Consider the following 17,473-nt stretch of genomic DNA (forward strand, 5'->3'; position numbering starts at 1 on the left):
TCCTAACTGCTTAAGAAGCGGCGCTTTCGCTGCTCTCTTCGGTTTTCGCCGGCTGTTGCTTTGTCTTCTCGACCAAATCGTTCCATGCTTTGACTTCGCGCTTGGAATCGTATTTGATCGTGACGTAACGGAGGAGTTCCTCGTTGATGCGGAAGCGGCGTTCGATCTCCGCGATCGCAGACGGCTCGATCATGTAATAGACAACGTGGAAGTAACCACGCGGGCTTTTTTCAATCGGGTAGGCCAGTTTGCGCATACCCATCTCGTCGCGTGCAACGATTTCGCCACCGTTTTCAGTGATGACGGCTTCGATCGCAGCGATGCTGTTTTTGATCTCTTCTTCTGTCAGGGTCGGTTTGACGATGACAAGGTTTTCGTAATGTCTCATGTAGAGTATTTCTCCTTATGGTTTCATCCCTCATGGCTCTCGGTCACGGGTCATCCCGCGCGATAATATGCATTGCGTCGCAAAGCACAAAGAGTAAGGAACGCGCAATAATACATAATTACGGCTTAATTTAAGGTGAAATTCAGACGTTGCGCTTCGGGAGCAACGGCGACGGCGCACCGCAGGGGGTTCGGCTGCCCTTTGTCGCGCCTACAGGAGGGATTGGACTTTCAGGAAGGTCGCGGCGAGGAGGGCGCTTTTGCTCCCGCCGCCCGCCGATTTCATCTGCAGCTCCGTGTCGCCGAGCAGGCTCATCATCCGGGTGTATTGCGGCTGTTTGAAGCGGACGCTCTGCTGCGAACGCGCCTGCTCGATGCGCGGGGGGAGTTTATAGCCGAGGATCTTGGCCGAATCCGCGGCACCGTTCAGGCGGATGGAGGCGTAAAAGAGGTAGAGCTGGGCGATGTGGTTCGAGAGCGCCGTCAGCAGCCGTATCTCATCTTCGCCGTGTTCGAGCAGGCGGCGCATCAGGGGAACAAAATCCTGTTTCTGCAGCAGCGCGTCGATGAGCTGGTCGACTTTGACCTCGGCGACGCCGTAGACGAGCTCGTCGATCTCTTTGATGCCGATACGCCCCTGCAGCAGTGAAAATTTGTCCAGTTCGTTGATGGTGAGGGCGAGGTCGCCGTTTTGCGATTCGAGCAGATGGGTCGCGGCGTAGGGGTCGAGGTTGATGCCGCGTGCGGCCGCCTCGTTCAGCACGATCTGGCGCGCCTCATTGGGGAAGGGGCGGAAGAGCCGAACGTCCGCACCGCCCGATTTCGGGCCGAAGGCAGTGGTGGCGCTTTTTTTGAAGTCGGTGCCGAAATAGGCGTAGATGAAGAGGTTGCCGGGGTTCTTCTGTACCAGGTCGATCAGGGCAGTGAGGTCGTTTTTCGGCAGCTTCTTCTCGCTCTTGACGATAAGAACGTTGCGGCCGCCGAAGAGCGAGCCCTGCGACAGGTGCGCCTTGGCGCTCGAGAACTGGTACTCGTCAAAGTAGACGCTGAGGATGTTCGGGTCCTCGACGGCGGCGAGCTGCTTGGTGTAGTGCTCGATCAGGAAGTGGCTTTCGCCGTAGAGCATGACGGCCCCGGGGGCCTTGCCCTGCCGGATCAGGTTGTCCAGATCCTGCCGCTTCATTCGCGCTCCTTGGAGAGGGTCGCATGGGACTCCACGGTACGGACGTAGGTCGTATGGATCCGCGCGGTGGCCAGGCTGACGTTTTCGATGCGCAGTTCGATGTCATCAAAGAGCATGACCGGCTCGTTTGTGACGACTTTGACCTTGGCGCCGCGCAGCGGCCCGGTGATCTCGGCACGCAGTTCCGGGTCGGTGGCGTAGACCCGCGCCGGGAAGACCTCGCCGATATGCCCGGCGGCCCAGCGGGCGAATTTTCGGTCCATGAAGCGCAGTTCGATGTCGCTGGCTTCGCGCTCCTTGTCGCTGATGGCGAAGCAGAGCGCGTCGATGTTGCGCAGGACGTAGGAGCCCTCCTCCTTGTCGCCGCGCTGGATCGCTTTGAGCAGCCGGTGGACGATGAGGTCGGAGTAGCGGCGGATGGGGGAGGTGAAGTGGGTGTAGCGCTCGAACCCCAGCCCGAAGTGGCCGACGTTGTCCGGGGCATAGCGCGCCTGCATCTGGGAACGGATGATAAGGGTATCGACTTCATGGGCGATCCCGCGCTTTTCGGCTTCGTGCTGGATGCCGGTAATGGTCTCCTTGAGGCTCTCTTTCTGCTCGGCGATGATCCCGATGCCGGCCAGTTCGGTGTAGAGGCTCTGCAGCTTGGCCGGGCTCGGGGGTTCGTGGATACGGAAAACACCGCGCTCGTACATCGCCGCGGCGGCTTTGTTCGCCAGCAGCATACAGTCCTCGATGAGGGCGTGCGAGGGGGTCTCCTCAGCGACGGTCGTCTCCACAATGTTTTGCGCGTCATCCAGGGCCATCTCCAGCTCTTCGGAGCGGAAGTCGAAACCGACTTTGAGGCGCTTTTCGCGCAGGGCATCGGTCAGTTTGCGCAGTTCGAAAAGGTTGGCGATGACGGTCCGTTCGTCGTCATTCGCCGGTGCGGCCTTGCCGGGGGCGTCAAAGAGCGCATCGACCTCCTCGTAGTTGAAGCGGCGCTTGGAGTGGATAACGGACTCGAAGAGTTCCGTCTCGACGACCTCGTGGCTCTCCGGGTCGAGGACCATTTTGAAGGTGTAGGCGAGGCGGTCGACGTGGGGCTGCAGAGAGCATAGCGTCTCGGAAAGCTCGCGCGGCAGCATCGGAATGGAGCGGTGGGGCAGGTAGATGGAGAAGCTGCGGTAGATCGCCTCGGCATCGATGGGGCCGAAGGGGGTAACGTAGGCGCTGACGTCCGCGATGGCGACATAGAGGGTGTGCGCGTCGGGCAGGTAGCAGACGGCGTCGTCGAAGTCCTTGGCCGTGACGGGGTCGATGGTGCAGAAGGGGAGGCTGCGCAGGTCCTTGCGCCCCGGAAACTTCGAAGCGTCGACTGTTTTGTCGAAACTCGCGGCGAGTTTTTTGACCTCGTCGTCGAACTCGTCATGCTTGTTGTACATCGCAAGGACGATCTTCTCGTCCACCAGCGGGTCGGCCAGGTTGCCGAGGACCTCCATGATCTCGCCGTTCTGGTTATTGACCTTGAACAGCGTCCCCTCTTCATACCCGGCAAGGGCCTCGGCGCTGAGCGGCACCCCGGCGGGGTAGTCGTTGCGGATGTCGAGCACCGATTTGACGCCGTTTTGGATCTTGATATAGGCGACGCTGAAGGTCTCCGCCCGTCCGACGACGGCGACGAGCTTCGCCGAGGGTCTTCCCCGGCGCCCGAGCAGCCGTTTGACGATGACGAGGTCTCCCTCCTTGGCATCGCCCAGGTCGTGTTCGTCGATAAAGAGGTCGCGCACGTTCGCGCCGAGAACCTGCAGGTAGGCGCCGCTGCCCGACTGGTTCATGGCGATGGCGCCGGCACGATACTGGGAAGGGAGGCGGTAGACGCCCTCTTCAAGGACGACGAGGCCTTCTTGGAGCCACTGCGCAACGAGGGGCTTTTCGTCTTCGGCAACGTCCTGGGCATAGAGTCCGACGGTCAATCTGACAAGGAGTGATTTCATGGAGGCTTTCGATTTTTTACCAGATTATAGCGTATGGGATAACTTATGCTAAAATTTTCGACTACCCAATATTAAACACAATAGGAGAAAAAGCATTGCAGTTTATTGATAGTGAAGCGGTATTGAAACAGCTCGGTTATGCACCGAACGAGGCACTCATGGAACAGGTCGGACGCATTGAAGCGAATACGGCCGGATATGACAAGATCCAGAAGCATATCCTTGAGCTGCACGAGCAGCTGAAAGTCGATGACAGTTTCGTGGCCCTTTCGAATACGCGCGACTGTTTCAAGATCAAGATCGAGGCACCGAGCGACGAGCGCAAAGCCGAAGCCCTGGAACGCCTGAACCATTTCACCGAAAAATATAAGATCGACCTCGAACAGGTCCCGGGAAAAGAGACCTACTACATCCTGGGGTACAGCAAGTAAATCATGCGCGTTGAGCCGATGATACCTCAGAAATGCAAGGTGAGTGACCGCACGTTGCATCTGAGTAAAATAGCTGAGATAGGAGGGAGGTTCAATTTTGTCCAAAGTTGAACCGATGACCCCCGAAGGGTACGACCTCCTTGTCCGGGAGTTCAAATTCCTCAAAGAGGTCGAAAAACCCCGCGTCAACCACGAAAAACAGGTGGCGGCGGAGCTCGGGGACCGCAGCGAAAACGCGGAGTACCATGCCGCCAAGGAGAAACTCCGCCACATCGACAAGCGTCTTTTCTATCTTAACGGCATGATCGAAAAGGCCCGGGTGATCGATCCCGAAGGCCTCGACCACAGCCGGGTGCATTTCGGTGCGACTGTCACCCTCGAGCGCATCGAAGACGGGAAGGAAGAGCGCTATACAATTTGCGGAGTGCTCGAGAGCGAACCGGAGATCGGACTTATCTCTGTGCACGCGCCCCTCTCCCGGGCGGTTATGGGCAAAACGGAGGGGGACGAACTTACGGTGAAGTTGCCCGCCGGCCTGCGCGCGTACGAGGTGATCACTATCGAGTACATTCCGCTTTTTTCATTGAAAAAACAGATCCGAAGCGAGGCGGATTTCAGTTTCGCCTGAAAAGCGCTTCCTCTGCCGTTCTCCCTCAGCCGGCACCACCGGAATTTCAACTCCCCTTTGCTATAATCCTTTCCACTATTTATGCGTAAGGAAATGCAGTGAATCAGCCACTTGAAAACATAGACGAGCTTCTGGCCCAGCACAAACTGTCCAAGCTTGATTATGCCCACATCAAAGAGATCCTCGGGCGCGAACCGAACCTGGTAGAACTCGGAATTTTCTCAGCGATGTGGTCGGAGCACTGTAGCTACAAATCCTCGAAAAAGCACCTCAACGGCTTCCCGACGAAGGCGCCCTGGGTCATCCAGGGGCCGGGCGAAAATGCCGGTGTTATCGACATCGGCGATGGCTACGCAGCCGTCTTCAAGATGGAGAGCCACAACCACCCCTCCTTTATCGAACCCTATCAGGGCGCGGCAACGGGTGTCGGCGGGATCATGCGCGACGTCTTCACGATGGGTGCGCGCCCGGTTGCAAGCCTCAACGCCCTGCGTTTCGGCAGTGTACATGGCGACGATGCGTCGGCACACCACCAGCGCTTCCTGGTGCGCGGCGTCGTCGAGGGGATCGGCGGCTACGGCAACTGTATGGGGGTCCCGACGATCGGCGGCGAGATCAGCTTTGATGAGTGCTACAACGGCAATATCCTCGTCAATGCCTTCAATCTCGGCGTTGCCAAGGCCGACGAGATCTTCTACGGCCGTGCGGAGGGGATCGGCAACCCGGTCATCTACGTCGGCTCCAAAACGGGCCGCGACGGTCTCGGCGGGGCGGTTATGAGCTCCGACTCCTTCACCGAGGAGTCCAAATCCCTGCGGCCGACAGTCCAGGTCGGCGACCCCTTTACGGAGAAGCTGTTGCTCGAAGCGTGCCTGGAACTCTTCAAGACCGACTACGTCATCGGTATCCAGGATATGGGGGCGGCGGGGCTGACGTCGAGCTCCTTCGAAATGGCGGGCCGTTCCGGTTCAGGGATGATCATGCACCTCGACCGTGTCCCGGCACGCGAAGAGGGGATGACGCCGTACGAGTTTATGCTCTCCGAGTCCCAGGAACGGATGCTTCTCTGCGCGAAAAAGGGAAGTGAACAGGCGATCATCGACATCTTCGAGAAGTGGGACCTCGACGCCGCCGTCGTCGGCGAAGTTACCGCGACGGGCCGCATGGAGCTCTTCTGGCATGGCGAGAAGTGTGCCGACGTCCCGGTCGACCCGGTCTCCGAAGAGGCGCCTATTCTCGACCGCCCGACGGCACGCCCGTCATACCTTGACGCGATCAAGGGCGTCTCCATCAACGATTTCGAGACGCCGTCCAATCAGGAGGCCTTTGAAACATTGATGGCTTCCATGGAGGTCGTCGACAAGGCGTGGGTCTACGAGCAGTACGATTCCATGGTCCAGACGAACACCGTCAAAAAAGGGGGGATGCTCGACGCCTCCGTCGTCCGCGTCAAAGAGAACGGCCGTGCCCTGGCCATGAGCTCGGACTGTAACGTCCGCTACTGCTACGTCGATCCGAAGGGAGGCGCGGCGGCCGCCGTCATCGAAGCGGGCCGCAATGTCGCAATGAGCGGCGCGCGTCCGCTGGCCATTACCGACTGTCTGAACTACGGCAACCCGGAGAACCCGGAAGTGATGTGGCAGTTCGCCGAAGGGTGTCTGGGGATCAAAGAGGCGTGTGCAGAGCTTAACACGCCGGTTATCGGCGGCAATGTCTCCCTCTACAACGAAACCAACGGCGTCTCCGTCTTCCCGACCCCGGCGATCGCGACCGTCGGCGTCAACGAGGACGAGAACAAAGTACTGCTCTCCTCTTTCCAGAAAGCGGGCAACCTGCTTTACCTCGTCGGCGAGACGAAGAGCGAGTTCGGCGGTTCGCTTTACATGAAAGAGATCTGCCATACCGTCGCAGGCGAGATGCCGGCGATCGACTACAAGAACGAACTGGCCCTCTGGGACCTCGTCATCGAGGCGAACAAGCAGGGGCTGCTCTCCTGCGCCAAAGACCTCAGCTCCGGCGGGGCGGCGGTCGCTCTGGGCAAGATGGCGGCAACGAGCGGCCTGGGGTGCGATGTCGCTATGAGCGTAGCAGATGCCCGTGACATCTTCTCTGAAAGCATGGCCCGTGCGATTATCGAAGTCGCACCGGAAAACGCGGCGGCCTTCGAAGCAATGGCCGGTAGCCTTGCTTGCGAAAAAGTCGGTACGGTCGGCGGCGAAAGCATCAAGGTCAACGACGTCGCGCTTCCGCTTGCGACACTGGACGACCTTTACTTCAATACCTTCAAACGCGTCGTCGAGCAGGATATCTGACCCCACCCGCACGACACTGCAACCTCCTCTGATACCTCATGTCGGCGTTAGCCGGCATGATAGAAAAAGCCCCCGATTCCCAGCGTAAAGACAAGATTACCGTAGAGGGAGTGCTCAATGGCGCTCATGGCGACGGAACGGGTACGCAGATAGGTACGCATAAAGAGCACACCTCCCAGAAAACTCAGGATAACGGCGACGGGATTGCCGAACACACCGTGTACCAGGGAAAAGAGCAGGGCGTTAAACAGGATGAGAAGCCGCCGGTCGGCGATGAGGTGTTCAAACCGGTAGGTGAAAAAGCCCCGGAAGACGATCTCCTGCGCCAGGGCGGAGAGCAGCGGGTAAAGGAGCATCACCAGCAGCCACAGCCCCGGCCGCTCGCGGGGAAACGCAAAAAGCAGTCCAGGGAAAAGAGCCCAAATCGCGACATCCAATAACGTTCCCAAAATGATGAATCGGACAAGCACCCTCAAAAGTTCGTTGCCGTCGATATGCCACCGCAGATGCGTGTTACCCTCTTTTCGCAGTCCATAGAGGGCATAGAGCATGCCAAGCCACAGCAGCGGCATGACGGCGAACTTCGGCAGCAAACCCGTGATGATCAGCATCGGAAGTGCGAAGTAAAGCAGCACTGTTTCGAACAGGAGACGGAGCCGGGAAGAGATCACGGTGTCGGTAAAGGGGGGCACGTCTGTTCCATTTTTTATCGAAAATTCTTTTGAGTTTCAGGGTGCCCTTTTCAGGGCACGTTGATTGCTCAAAGGAGCAGTGTGGCCGTCACGAAGCCGCTTTGCCCTCCGCCGTCGTTGACCTGCTGGACACCGATGGTGACGGTACGCCCGGCACTCTGCGGGAGGGGGAGTGAAAGCGAATCGAACAGATGGTAGTTCTGGTAAGGGGATTGCGCCCGCTGCTCTCCGGGAACAGCTTCCGCAGCGAAATCACCGGGGGTGCTGTCAGCCCACCAGACGGTGTAAAGACCGGCAGAGAGTGGATTGGTAAAGGTCAGCTTGATCATCGTACGGTTATAGAAATCGACGCCGAGAGGTTCGGCAATGAACGGCGGCGGAACCGTGGGAGTTACCGGGATGCGTACCGCCCGGACGGTATTGCCGGCGGGGCCCACTTTTCCAAGGGCCTTGAGGCGCAGATGGTACGCCACAGTGTCGGATACCCCGTCGGGGCCGGGGAGAGGGTCGGGCACGTTGAGTTCGGTCGGAAGGGTTGCGGGGTCGAACTCTGCGACTTTTGTCCAGAGGTCAAGATGCGTCGGCATCTGATGGAGTTCGGCGGCTCCGGCAAGAAAAAGGGTAGTGCCGCCGTCTCCCGGTTCAAAGAAGACGTCGCTGCCCGAGACGCCCGTTACTTCCGCTTTGAACGGCGGGGCGACGAGGAATCCTCCCAGGAAATCGTCCAGTGTACCTGCCCCCGCAACGGTGGTGCGGTAGCGGTTGGCGCCGACGTAGACCGGTGCGGACACTGTGACCGGTTCCAGACGGGGCTGACCCGCCGCGCCGCTCTTTTGCCGGTAGACATGCACCTTGGCCCCGGCATCTTCTTTGATGACTTTGTCGGGCAGCCAGCCGGGGAGCGCCGGCGATTCCGTTTGGCGTATCAGGGTTGCGGTCCCGCTCTGATAGCGTGCCTCTACCAACGGCGGGGCCGGCGGTTCATACCCAAAGGAGAGGCCGGTCCATGGCGACCACATACTGAAGGTGCTTTCGCGATCCCACGCATCGGTGGCGCAGATCCTGCAGCGGACTTGGACATCATGGAAAGGGACTTCCCGGCGCCGGGTCAGGTTGCCTTCGCCCGGCAGCTCATCGGGAAAGCGGGTGCGGTTCTCGATACTCTCCTTTAGCAGGTCGCCCCCGATAGAAGGGCTTTTTGAAGTCTCCTCTTCAAGACGTACTCCCAGGGCATCTGCAGCCGTCTGTTGCCAGTGCAGGTTGTAGCTGGCCTCGAAGACGGGTTTATCCGTTTTGGCATCGATGCCGAAATGCACTTTGGGATCACCGTAGAGGGGCACACCGGGCGCAGTAAGATCGGCAACGGGACGGGAGAGACAGATGACGAGATTGCTGGGGCCGACCCGTTTGTCTTTTTCTCTGACGCGGTAGACGGCGGTCTTGCCCGAGGGTATCTTGTCGAGCAGCAGGTCACGTTTGAGATCGTCTATCTTCGGCCACTGGGTCCGGGGGCCGTCGAAAAAGCCGTGCCCGAACAGAAGGGCGTGTTCCCATCGAAGGGCTGCCATCATGCCGAAGATCTCCCAGGGGGAGGCTTCCCCATCTTCAAGATCGGCCGGGTCCGAAGCCTGACCTTCCTGTGCCGCCGTGACAAACTCCTGCCACTCCGCCGCATCGAGGGTCGTCGGTATCGAGCTGCGCGGTGCCACGGCTGCCAAGTCGGCATCGAGGGTCTTTTTGACACGGATACGGGCAATCTCCTCAAAGGAGAGCCCCCGGTCATCGAAGAGGTCGAGGCTGCGGAAGTTTTCGAAACGACTTCCCATGCCGAGCAGTTCAAACCGGTCCATGTCTGCCGCTTCGACCAGGACGACCTCCCCGTCGGTGACGCTGCGTTCGGCCACCAGGGTGTCCGTCGCGCTATCAAATACCCGAAGCCGGGTCGACATGCCGCGATAGGTAAAGCGGACAGCTTGGACGGGGGCCGGCAGCTTAAATCGGCAGACAATCAATCCGTCGGGAATGATGTCGCCGTGCACGTTCCACCAGCTGGCGGGCACACTGAGCAGCGCCGTCGATTCGCCGGGGGTTTCCGGTTTGCGGGGGGAGAGTTCGTCCATCCATGCCCGTTCGACGATGATGGTATCGGGCAGTCCGAGAAAACCGCCGGAACCGTCCGGCGCTTGCAGAGGATAGGACCAGCGCAAGCGGTGGCCTGTGGGTGCATCGTCGACCCAACCGAGTCCTGTAAGATAGAGTTTCATTCCATGCCTCCTTTATCTGACACGTCGCTGTCGAGCCCAACGTCGGGAGCGGACGTTTTCGGCACGTTTTTGGTTTCGGCTGCGGAGAGGGTACGAATGGCGCTCCCAAGGTTCTCCGGAAGGTCGGCAAGGCGTTTTGAGACGTTTTCAAGCTGCTTCACGGCGGAAGAGAACGCATCCAGCGCGGGCTGATCCGGTGTTTGAAGCGGCGGTGTCGCGTCGCCTTTGAGGCGTTCTTTGATCCAGTCAGGGTCGACCCGGGGGTCGATCAGGACATCGATGATGTCCCATGGGATATCGTAAATGACAACAAGCCGTTCGAGCAGCCCGGCAGGAATTTCGATGGGCGAGGCCGGCAGCGGCCACCGCTCCCCGAACGGCTGTATGAACGTCAGGGCAATCTGCTCGGTCGGGCCGCCGACGGCCGGTGAGGGGCGCAGGCGCGGCAGCCCCGGCAACGTCGTGTCAAACCGGAGTGTCAAGGTATATTCGCCGCGGGGCAGCCGGGTGCGGTGCCCGGCCAGCCCCCCGACCAGGAATGCGGATGTGGCATCCGGACTCGGCAGGATTTCGACGGTCAGTTCAAGAGGATGGCGCAGCTCGTATCCGGTAGGGCAGTCGCCGCTCTGTTCGACATGTCTGATCTGCAGCGACGCTTCGACACGGCGCCAATCCACCGGTTCGGGTGTTCGGACCCACAGCGCCAAAGGACGGCCGCTGCCGTCGGTGACAGCCTCTATGGTCGTACTCTCGACGGTATCATTGATCCCGTCGAGCATATCGCCGCTCCCGTCATTGAAGCGGGCGCCGGATGCCGCAGCGAACCGCGCGAAGCGCTCGGCACTGAGAGCATCAAGGGGGCTGATCCACTGTGTCATCGCGCTCGGGAGGCGCCAGTTGACGGGCGGGACACTCAGCTCTTCGGGGTAGAGAGGTTGGATCAGATCGCCGTTGCCGATCAGTCGGTCGTTCTCGAAAACAGGGCGGAATGATTCGGCGACAGAAAGCGTTTTCCGTGCGAAAATCGGATCGACACGGTTTCCTTTTCGCACCGGACGGTGGGGCTTCTGATACGAGACGGGGATGATGGAAGGGCAGCAGGCACTGTCGGTGCGCCCGCTGGGGTTGTAACGCACGGTGAGACACCGGCTGTCCCAGTCGAGGTGCTCTGTGAAGGAGGCGAACATGGAGACATAGCAGTTCCAGCCGTCGAGCTTCACCTCGCCGCGTTCGGGGTGATCGAACGCAAGGGCCACCGCGGCCGGTCCGCTTTGGGCCAGGAGGTCGGGAAGGACGATCTCCTGATCCGGCGAGACCGTGCCGCAGTGTTCCGCTATCCATTGACGCGACTGCCCCGGGAGGTAGGAGTCGCCGTCACCGTTCGGACCCGGAATGAGGTCTTGGACGACGGTTTCCCCGCTTTCCCAGACGATGCGCATCCGCAGTGGATTGAAGATCGCGTCCATATAGGGGACCAAGAAGCGTACTGCCGGTCGGTAATCCTGGTAAATCGGGAAACCGAATCCGTACATCGTGGGGTTCCAGGGCAGTGATTCGTCAAAAAAGATCCGATTGTCACCGATGGTGGTGGAGCGGATATAGGGACGCAGGGTTTCGGGGAAGTCAATGTTGAAGGTATCGTTGAGTTCCCATTCGGTCGTTTTACTGCTGGGCAGGCCCCCGCCGGGATACTCCGCAACGGAGGTGCCGGAGAGTGACACGGCGTACCGGCCCGGTGTCAGGACAACTTTCTCCTGCCAGTTACAGCTGCGTTGGCGTGCTTCAGTATAGCGTACGGCATAGAGCAGCAGGTCGCGATCCTTGCTGCCGGACGAGATGACAATGGTCGCTTCGGGTTGCGGCAGCTGAATGGTCAGGGCCATCAGCTGCAGACTGTCGTAAGGACTCCAGACGACATCGGATACGGTAAAGACACCATACTTGGTCTCAATCCGCATTTTCCGATCGTATTCGAGATTTCCAACCAGATACAGCGTGATCTGCTCTACTTCGACAGGGAGGTCGGTCGCCGTACGGAAAGCAAGTTCAAACCGTTCGCTTTTAAAGACCCGAGTCGGCAACGCCGGCTGGAACACCGTTTCAAGCGAGCCCATGTTCTGAATGGGGTCGACGAGCATCTCATTGAAACGTCGGGGATTGATGAAGTGCTCCTCCGCGCCGTACCCGAAGTTCACCTCACAGGTACGCCCCGGGGTTTCATAGGTGCTCTCTATCGTATCCACGTGGGGAACAACCCAGGCAAAGGGGTCCTGGCCGTTGATGTGCAGCCGTGCGGTATCGCCGCCCGGTCCTGCCGCCCAAACCGCCTGGATGCCGGCGACGGTCGTACCCTGGGCGATGTCGGTCACTGTGAGGGAGTCCAGACGGTGGGTGACGGTGTAGCCTCCCTCCGTGGCAGCGCTGATGACGGAGCCGACAACCTTGCCGGTCTGGTCGATGACGCGAGTGCTGAACGGTATCACGATCTCGACGTCAGGCCAGGCCCCGCGCGCTTCGGCGTTGAACTCCCACTGCCGTCCGGTCAGGGCATGCAGCAGCGCCGGTTTCATCGCGCCGCTGTCCGATTCGGCCCCCCGTTTCCAGGTCCCGGCCAGCAGCGGCGAGGCGACGGCAGGCGCTTCGGGCTCTTCATCCCCCAGGGTCAGGGTCTTTTCGCCTTTGATATCGGGGATTGGCCAGGGAAGGTTCAGTTTGTATTTAAAGGTGACATCCAGTTCCGTCGGATCGGGCGTATGTCCCAGGACCTCCGCCGCGCCGCTCAGGGCAAACTTGAATTTCCACACTTTGAGCCCCAGCTCGCCCCAGATCTTGAACAGCCCTTCGAGCAGGACCGGGTTCCATCCGATGGTGGCGGCGACGGCCGCGCCGATCCGGGCGAAGAGGGTGATGATACTCCACTTCCACTCGCCGCCGATCGAAATGCCGGCGCCGAAGGCCATGCGGTAATTGTTGATCATAAAGAAGAGTTCGGCGCGGAGCAGGTCGGAGAGGATTTTGCCGCTGATCTGCTTCTGCTGGGTACCAAGGTTGATATACCAGGTAGTCGGGTTCTCGAAGGAGAAGAAGGCGTCGAGCACCCCGTTTGCACGGAGCAGATAGGTCTTTCCCTCTTTGGGAATGTTGACCTTGACACCCATGCCGAGCGCCATGGAGGCCGAGGCAATGTCGACGACGATGTACCCTTCGACCTGCGCCGAGTCGCTGGAGATCAGCTTGCCCGTACCACCCAGGATAAAGACCGGTCCCGGGGTCAGCACCGCCAGACCGATCGGCTCGAGTTTGAGTACGTAGCCGTTGTCCGCCAGGGTGACCAGGTCCGTTCGGATGCCCACGCCCACGGCTGTCTGGTCGATGGGGCCGGCCTGCCAGCGGTCGAGTTCCTTGTTCTTTGCCCAGCGGACATAATCATTGGCGGCCGGGTCGGTGACAGGCAGGCCGTTCTTTTCGAGACGGGCGATGAAATTGTAGGCGAAGTCGCCTCCCATCCCGGCGAGTCCCAGGCCGGTACTGCCCAGTGGGACGGGTGCCGGAAGGTCGACATCCAGCCCGATCATGACGCCGCGGTCGCTCAGGCCGCCCAGGAAGAGGTCCAGGCCGAAACCGGCGGGCTCTATTTTCAGCGCGCCGCGTCCCATCCAGACCCCGTCGTCATATCCCAATCCAAGCTGGGCATTGAAGACCTTCTTTTTCCTGATCTTGAGGTCGCCCATGACGGTAATCCATTCGATGATGGTGATGGGAGAACCCCCGCTCATCAAATCGACGTCCGTAGAGATGGTGACCTCCACACGCATAAAGACCGATTCCATCCCCTTGAACAGGGGAATGCGTCCCCGGATCAGAAAGGTGATATGGTCTACTTCCGGATCGGATGTGGCGGTATAATCCGTCACCCGTACCAGCGGTGAGGATGCCAGCGGCTTTTCGCTGCCGACTTCACTTGCAAGCTCTTTGAGCTTGGTTTCAATTTGCGTTTCTCCCCATGTGGCGATATCTTCCCACATGTCTCGGAGAGCCTGCCAGATGATTTCCCTAAAAAGATTGTCAAGCCATTGATCCATCGTTCCCGCCCCTTTGCGTTTGCCTGCGTTCCGTTTGACGTTTCCCTAACGACTCCTACCGTGAGCTATGCCTATTACGCCCCTGCTGTATGCATACTAAAAAACATACATTCATATTAATAATTAAAAAGACGTACTTGATAATTCTACAAGTTGTAGCTTAAAAGATGCAACAAGATGCCGTGTATAAGTATTGGGAGGAAAACGGGCGTGGCCGGAAGGGATGGCATCGTCGGGGGGCTTGCTGTGAAAAAGGGGAGAGGGACGGTCGACGGAGTGTCAGCGCATTTTGAATGCCAGCGTGAAATCCTCGTAGTCCAGGTAGGTGAAGCGGAAAAAGAAGCTATCCAGACGCTTGCAGCACTTTGTAAAGATATTGGTAGACTCTGCTTTCATGTGTTCCATCATAGTACGCTTCTATTACCTCCGGGGGACAGATCCGCAACCGTTTGATAACATCGTGGGAAAAGCAGTGATGATAGACATCGGTCCCGAAACGATCAAAGCGGTGCCGAAGCAGCTACTGGTGTCGCTCGGCGATGCGGCGGAACTCCTCTTTGAGTGCGAGGAAGACGTCGACGATCTGCGGGTCGAAATGGCTTCCCCGTCCCTCGACGATGATCGCCTCCGTCTCTTCAAAAGAGAAGGGCTCTTTGTAGTAGCGCCGGCTGATGAGCGCATCGTATACGTCGGCCAGGGCCATCAGACGTGCCTCGAGGGGGATCGCCTCGCCCGAGAGTCCCTGGGGGTAGCCGCTGCCGTTCCACTTTTCATGGTGGCCGTAGGCGATATTGCGGGCGACACGGAGCATTTCGTTGTCGCGGTAGCTGTTAATGGCGTTGTCGAGCATCTCCTTGCCGTAAGTCGTATGCAGTTTCATCGTCTCGAACTCTTCGGGGGTGAGCCGGCCCGGTTTTTTGAGGATATGGTCCGGGATGCCGACTTTGCCGATGTCGTGGAGCGGTGCGGTATGAAAGAGCTGCTCGATATAGGTGTCGCTGAGTATCTCCCGGTAGGAGCCCTGCCGCGCCATGGCCATGGCGAGAAGCCTGACGTAGTTTTTGGTACGGATGATGTGGGCGCCCGTCTCCATATCCCGTGTCTCTGCGACGAGGGCCATGCTGTCGAGGGCCGCCTGGTGGGAGTGGCTGAGCTGCTCGTAGAACTGTTTGCGCTGGGTATAGCCTTTGACCGCAATGGCGAGGGCCATAATGATAAAGCTGACAGCCAACGGGGTCAGGAAATAGCCCGGGGCGATGTAGAGCGATTGGGTCAGCGCGGTGACGGCGGCGGCGCTGTAGAACAGTGTGACGGCACCGAAGAAGAAGATAATGGAGAGGTAGCGTTTGCGGCGGAACAGGATGAGCGTTGCCAGGGCGCTCAGAAACGAAAGGACCATATTGACGGGGGGGAAGACCCCGGGTTGGGAGATGAGGTCGCCGTTGAAGAAGTTTTCGATCAGCGTCGCATGCATAAAGATCCCCGGCAGCACTTCGTCCGGGGCAACGGTATAGCGGTCGTGAAGTCCCACGGCCGTCGCACCGACGAGGACGTATTTACCCCGGATGTCGGCGGGGTCTACCCGGCCCTGCAGCAGGTCGACGGCGGAGATGCGCCGGTAGGTGTCCGGGGGATAGAAGCGGAGCAATACATTGGTATGGGCATCGGTGTAGAAGGTCCGGTCACCGAGTGTTGTCCGAAGGCCAAGGGGGCTGTCTGCAAGGCGCATTTCGGCAGGGAAGCGTCCCGAGGTCAGCAGCATCGCGACGGCGAGAGCGGCGACGGGTTTGTGTTGCAAGCGCATAACAAGGGGCATCCGGCGGAAAATACCGTCACGATCCTCGCGGGCATTGATAAAACCCGTAGAGCGACTCTGCCTCTGCAGGGCGGGAATGTTGCAGAGCAGCCCTACCCCGGTATAGAGCGTATCAACCCCTTCGGCATCGATGCGGTAGCCTGTATCCTTGAAACAGGCAGTGTCGTTGCTGTCCCACCGATTTTTGAGGTAGAGCGGCAGCAGCAGTGGAAGGTCGCTGATCGTGTCGGCCAGGAGGGTGTCGTTATCGTACAGCCACTCCGGGAGCCCTCCGATCTGCACGGAGAGACCGAAATAGTCGCGGTAGAAACGTACGAGTTCCCGGGGGGAGGTGCGGTCGTTTTCAGGGAAGATGACGTCCGCGGCGATGGCCGCGGGCTTGTAGGTGCCGATCTGCTCAAGCAGCTTGGCCGTCAGGACCCTGGGCCAGGGCCACTGTCCCAGCGCTTCGAGGCTTTTGTCGTCGATCTCGACGATCATCGTCGCCGGTTCGCCGAGCTGCGACGGAGCGACGACTGTGGCGATCCGTTTATAGAGGTCGTAGAGAAAATTGTCGCTTTGCTGCAGCAGGGCGGTCGGGTAGGCCGCCAGATAGAAGAGCAGCGTCGACAGCGCGACTGCGACGTAGAATTTCCGCATGACGCTACCGGATCGTCATCACGACACGGCGGTTTTGCGGTTCGGTAGTATTATCCGGCGTCTGCACCTGGAGGAGATACTCCCCCAGTCCGTCGGTTTGGCATCGGCGCATCGTGACGTCCCGCCGTTCGAGCATCGTTTTGAGCGCCGAAGCCCGTTTCTCCGAGAGGGCGAGATTGTACGACTCGCTCCCCGTCGTGTCGGTGTAGCCGGTGATGGTGAGACGCAGGGGGCTGAGCTCCCGGAGCAGCGGAAGGATTTGGGCAAGATCGTGGCGCGATTTCGGTGTCAGGCCGGCGCTGTTGTTCTCGAAATAGAGAGTGAGGGTCAGAGGCGGAGGCGGCGCGACGGCGAAGGTTTCAGCGTCCTCGGCGGTCAGCTCTGCGTCTGAAACCGTTTCAGGAGCACTGGGGGCCTCCGAACTGCTTTCCAGTCTGGTACCTTCGTAGGGGGTGTCGATGGTGAGACTTCCACCTTCCGTGGTGACGATGATGGCGTTTTGGCTGCTTTTGTTATCAAGCAGTACGACCTCCGTACCAGGGTGATCCATCACCAGAGCCGTGACAATGAGGACGACGGAGACAAGGAGGACTTCGATCATATCAATGCACCTTTACGAAAAAGCGGGTACCGCGTACCCCTATCGTCCCCTCGGGAACTCTGAAAGTGACGGATTTTGGGGAAACTTTCCCGATTTTACCGGTTTCGACGATGGCGCTTCCCTCTTTCAAGAAGAGGTCGAACCGGTACTTTTTCCGGCTCGGCTCGAAGAGGTAATCGTCGATCTTCAGCACGCTCTTGTTGCCCAGGGCGACCGTGCTGCCGTCGTTGAAGAGAATGCTGAGGGCACCGTCGCTCCCGGTAAAGATGATGTCGCCCCGGTAAAGCTCCTCACCGCTGTCTGAAGGGGTAATGACATCGCCGCCCCGGCGGATGCCGACCTCGTTTTTCAGGTTGTCAAGCACGGCGACACTCTCCGCAGACCAGAGCGTGATGCTTATCAGACATAAAAGAAGGATTCGTTTCATTGGGTCACCTTGCAAGGGGTGCATGCTTTTTTTAG

At 59.3% G+C, this 17,473-nt stretch carries 12 protein-coding genes; 3 read left to right on the forward strand and 9 right to left on the reverse strand.

Annotation, left to right across the window (positions count from 1 at the left end):
* Positions 1–10: 10 nt before the first annotated feature.
* The 3 genes from rpsF to LOH54_RS03385 all read right to left on the reverse strand — a co-directional run bounded on the left by rpsF (position 11) and on the right by LOH54_RS03385 (position 3,546).
* Positions 11–388, reverse strand: a complete 378-nt coding sequence (gene rpsF, locus LOH54_RS03375; RefSeq protein WP_231020387.1) for a 30S ribosomal protein S6 — start codon at positions 386–388, stop codon at positions 11–13.
* A gap of 210 nt (positions 389–598) precedes the next feature.
* Positions 599–1,570 (reverse strand): DNA polymerase III subunit delta, encoded by a 972-nt coding sequence (holA, locus tag LOH54_RS03380; RefSeq protein ID WP_231020388.1) that lies wholly within the window; start codon positions 1,568–1,570, stop codon positions 599–601.
* Complete coding sequence (locus LOH54_RS03385; protein WP_231020389.1) at positions 1,567–3,546, reverse strand: ribonuclease R family protein; 1,980 nt, start codon at positions 3,544–3,546, stop codon at positions 1,567–1,569. The genes holA and LOH54_RS03385 overlap by 4 nt, the downstream gene beginning before the upstream one ends.
* A 95-nt stretch (positions 3,547–3,641) precedes the next feature.
* Here LOH54_RS03385 and LOH54_RS03390 point away from each other — a divergent pair, with 95 nt between their 5' ends.
* From LOH54_RS03390 to purL, 3 genes are all read left to right on the forward strand, one after another.
* Positions 3,642–3,977: a hypothetical protein gene (locus LOH54_RS03390; protein WP_231020390.1), complete on the forward strand. Its 336-nt coding sequence runs from the start codon at positions 3,642–3,644 to the stop codon at positions 3,975–3,977.
* A gap of 97 nt (positions 3,978–4,074) precedes the next feature.
* Complete coding sequence (gene greA, locus LOH54_RS03395; protein WP_231020391.1) at positions 4,075–4,605, forward strand: transcription elongation factor GreA; 531 nt, start codon at positions 4,075–4,077, stop codon at positions 4,603–4,605.
* Positions 4,606–4,703: 98 nt separating this feature from the next.
* Positions 4,704–6,917: a phosphoribosylformylglycinamidine synthase subunit PurL gene (gene purL, locus LOH54_RS03400; protein ID WP_231020392.1), complete on the forward strand. Its 2,214-nt coding sequence runs from the start codon at positions 4,704–4,706 to the stop codon at positions 6,915–6,917.
* A 47-nt stretch (positions 6,918–6,964) separates the two neighbouring features.
* On the opposite strand, the gene LOH54_RS03405 is transcribed toward purL, so the two are convergent.
* The 6 genes from LOH54_RS03405 to LOH54_RS03430 all read right to left on the reverse strand — a co-directional run bounded on the left by LOH54_RS03405 (position 6,965) and on the right by LOH54_RS03430 (position 17,438).
* Entirely contained in the window at positions 6,965–7,609 is a 645-nt protein-coding gene (locus tag LOH54_RS03405; protein WP_231020393.1) for a CPBP family intramembrane glutamic endopeptidase, read from the reverse strand.
* 68 nt (positions 7,610–7,677) lie between these two features.
* Entirely contained in the window at positions 7,678–9,873 is a 2,196-nt protein-coding gene (locus LOH54_RS03410) for a hypothetical protein (protein ID WP_231020394.1), read from the reverse strand.
* The gene (locus LOH54_RS03415) at positions 9,870–13,955 is read right to left on the reverse strand and encodes a hypothetical protein (protein ID WP_231020395.1); all 4,086 of its coding nucleotides are present in this window, start codon (positions 13,953–13,955) and stop codon (positions 9,870–9,872) included. The genes LOH54_RS03410 and LOH54_RS03415 overlap by 4 nt, the downstream gene beginning before the upstream one ends.
* Before the next feature lie 520 nt (positions 13,956–14,475).
* Positions 14,476–16,410 (reverse strand): CHASE2 domain-containing protein, encoded by a 1,935-nt coding sequence (locus tag LOH54_RS03420; RefSeq protein ID WP_231020396.1) that lies wholly within the window; start codon positions 16,408–16,410, stop codon positions 14,476–14,478.
* A gap of 4 nt (positions 16,411–16,414) precedes the next feature.
* Positions 16,415–17,011 (reverse strand): OmpA family protein, encoded by a 597-nt coding sequence (locus LOH54_RS03425; protein WP_231020397.1) that lies wholly within the window; start codon positions 17,009–17,011, stop codon positions 16,415–16,417.
* Between the two features lies 1 nt (position 17,012).
* Entirely contained in the window at positions 17,013–17,438 is a 426-nt protein-coding gene (locus LOH54_RS03430; protein WP_231020398.1) for a FecR family protein, read from the reverse strand.
* Positions 17,439–17,473: the final 35 nt, after the last annotated feature.

It is taken from the genome of Sulfurimonas sp. HSL-3221 (genome assembly GCF_021044585.1).
In the GTDB taxonomy this organism is placed as follows: Bacteria; Campylobacterota; Campylobacteria; order Campylobacterales; family Sulfurimonadaceae; genus Thiomicrolovo; species Thiomicrolovo sulfuroxydans.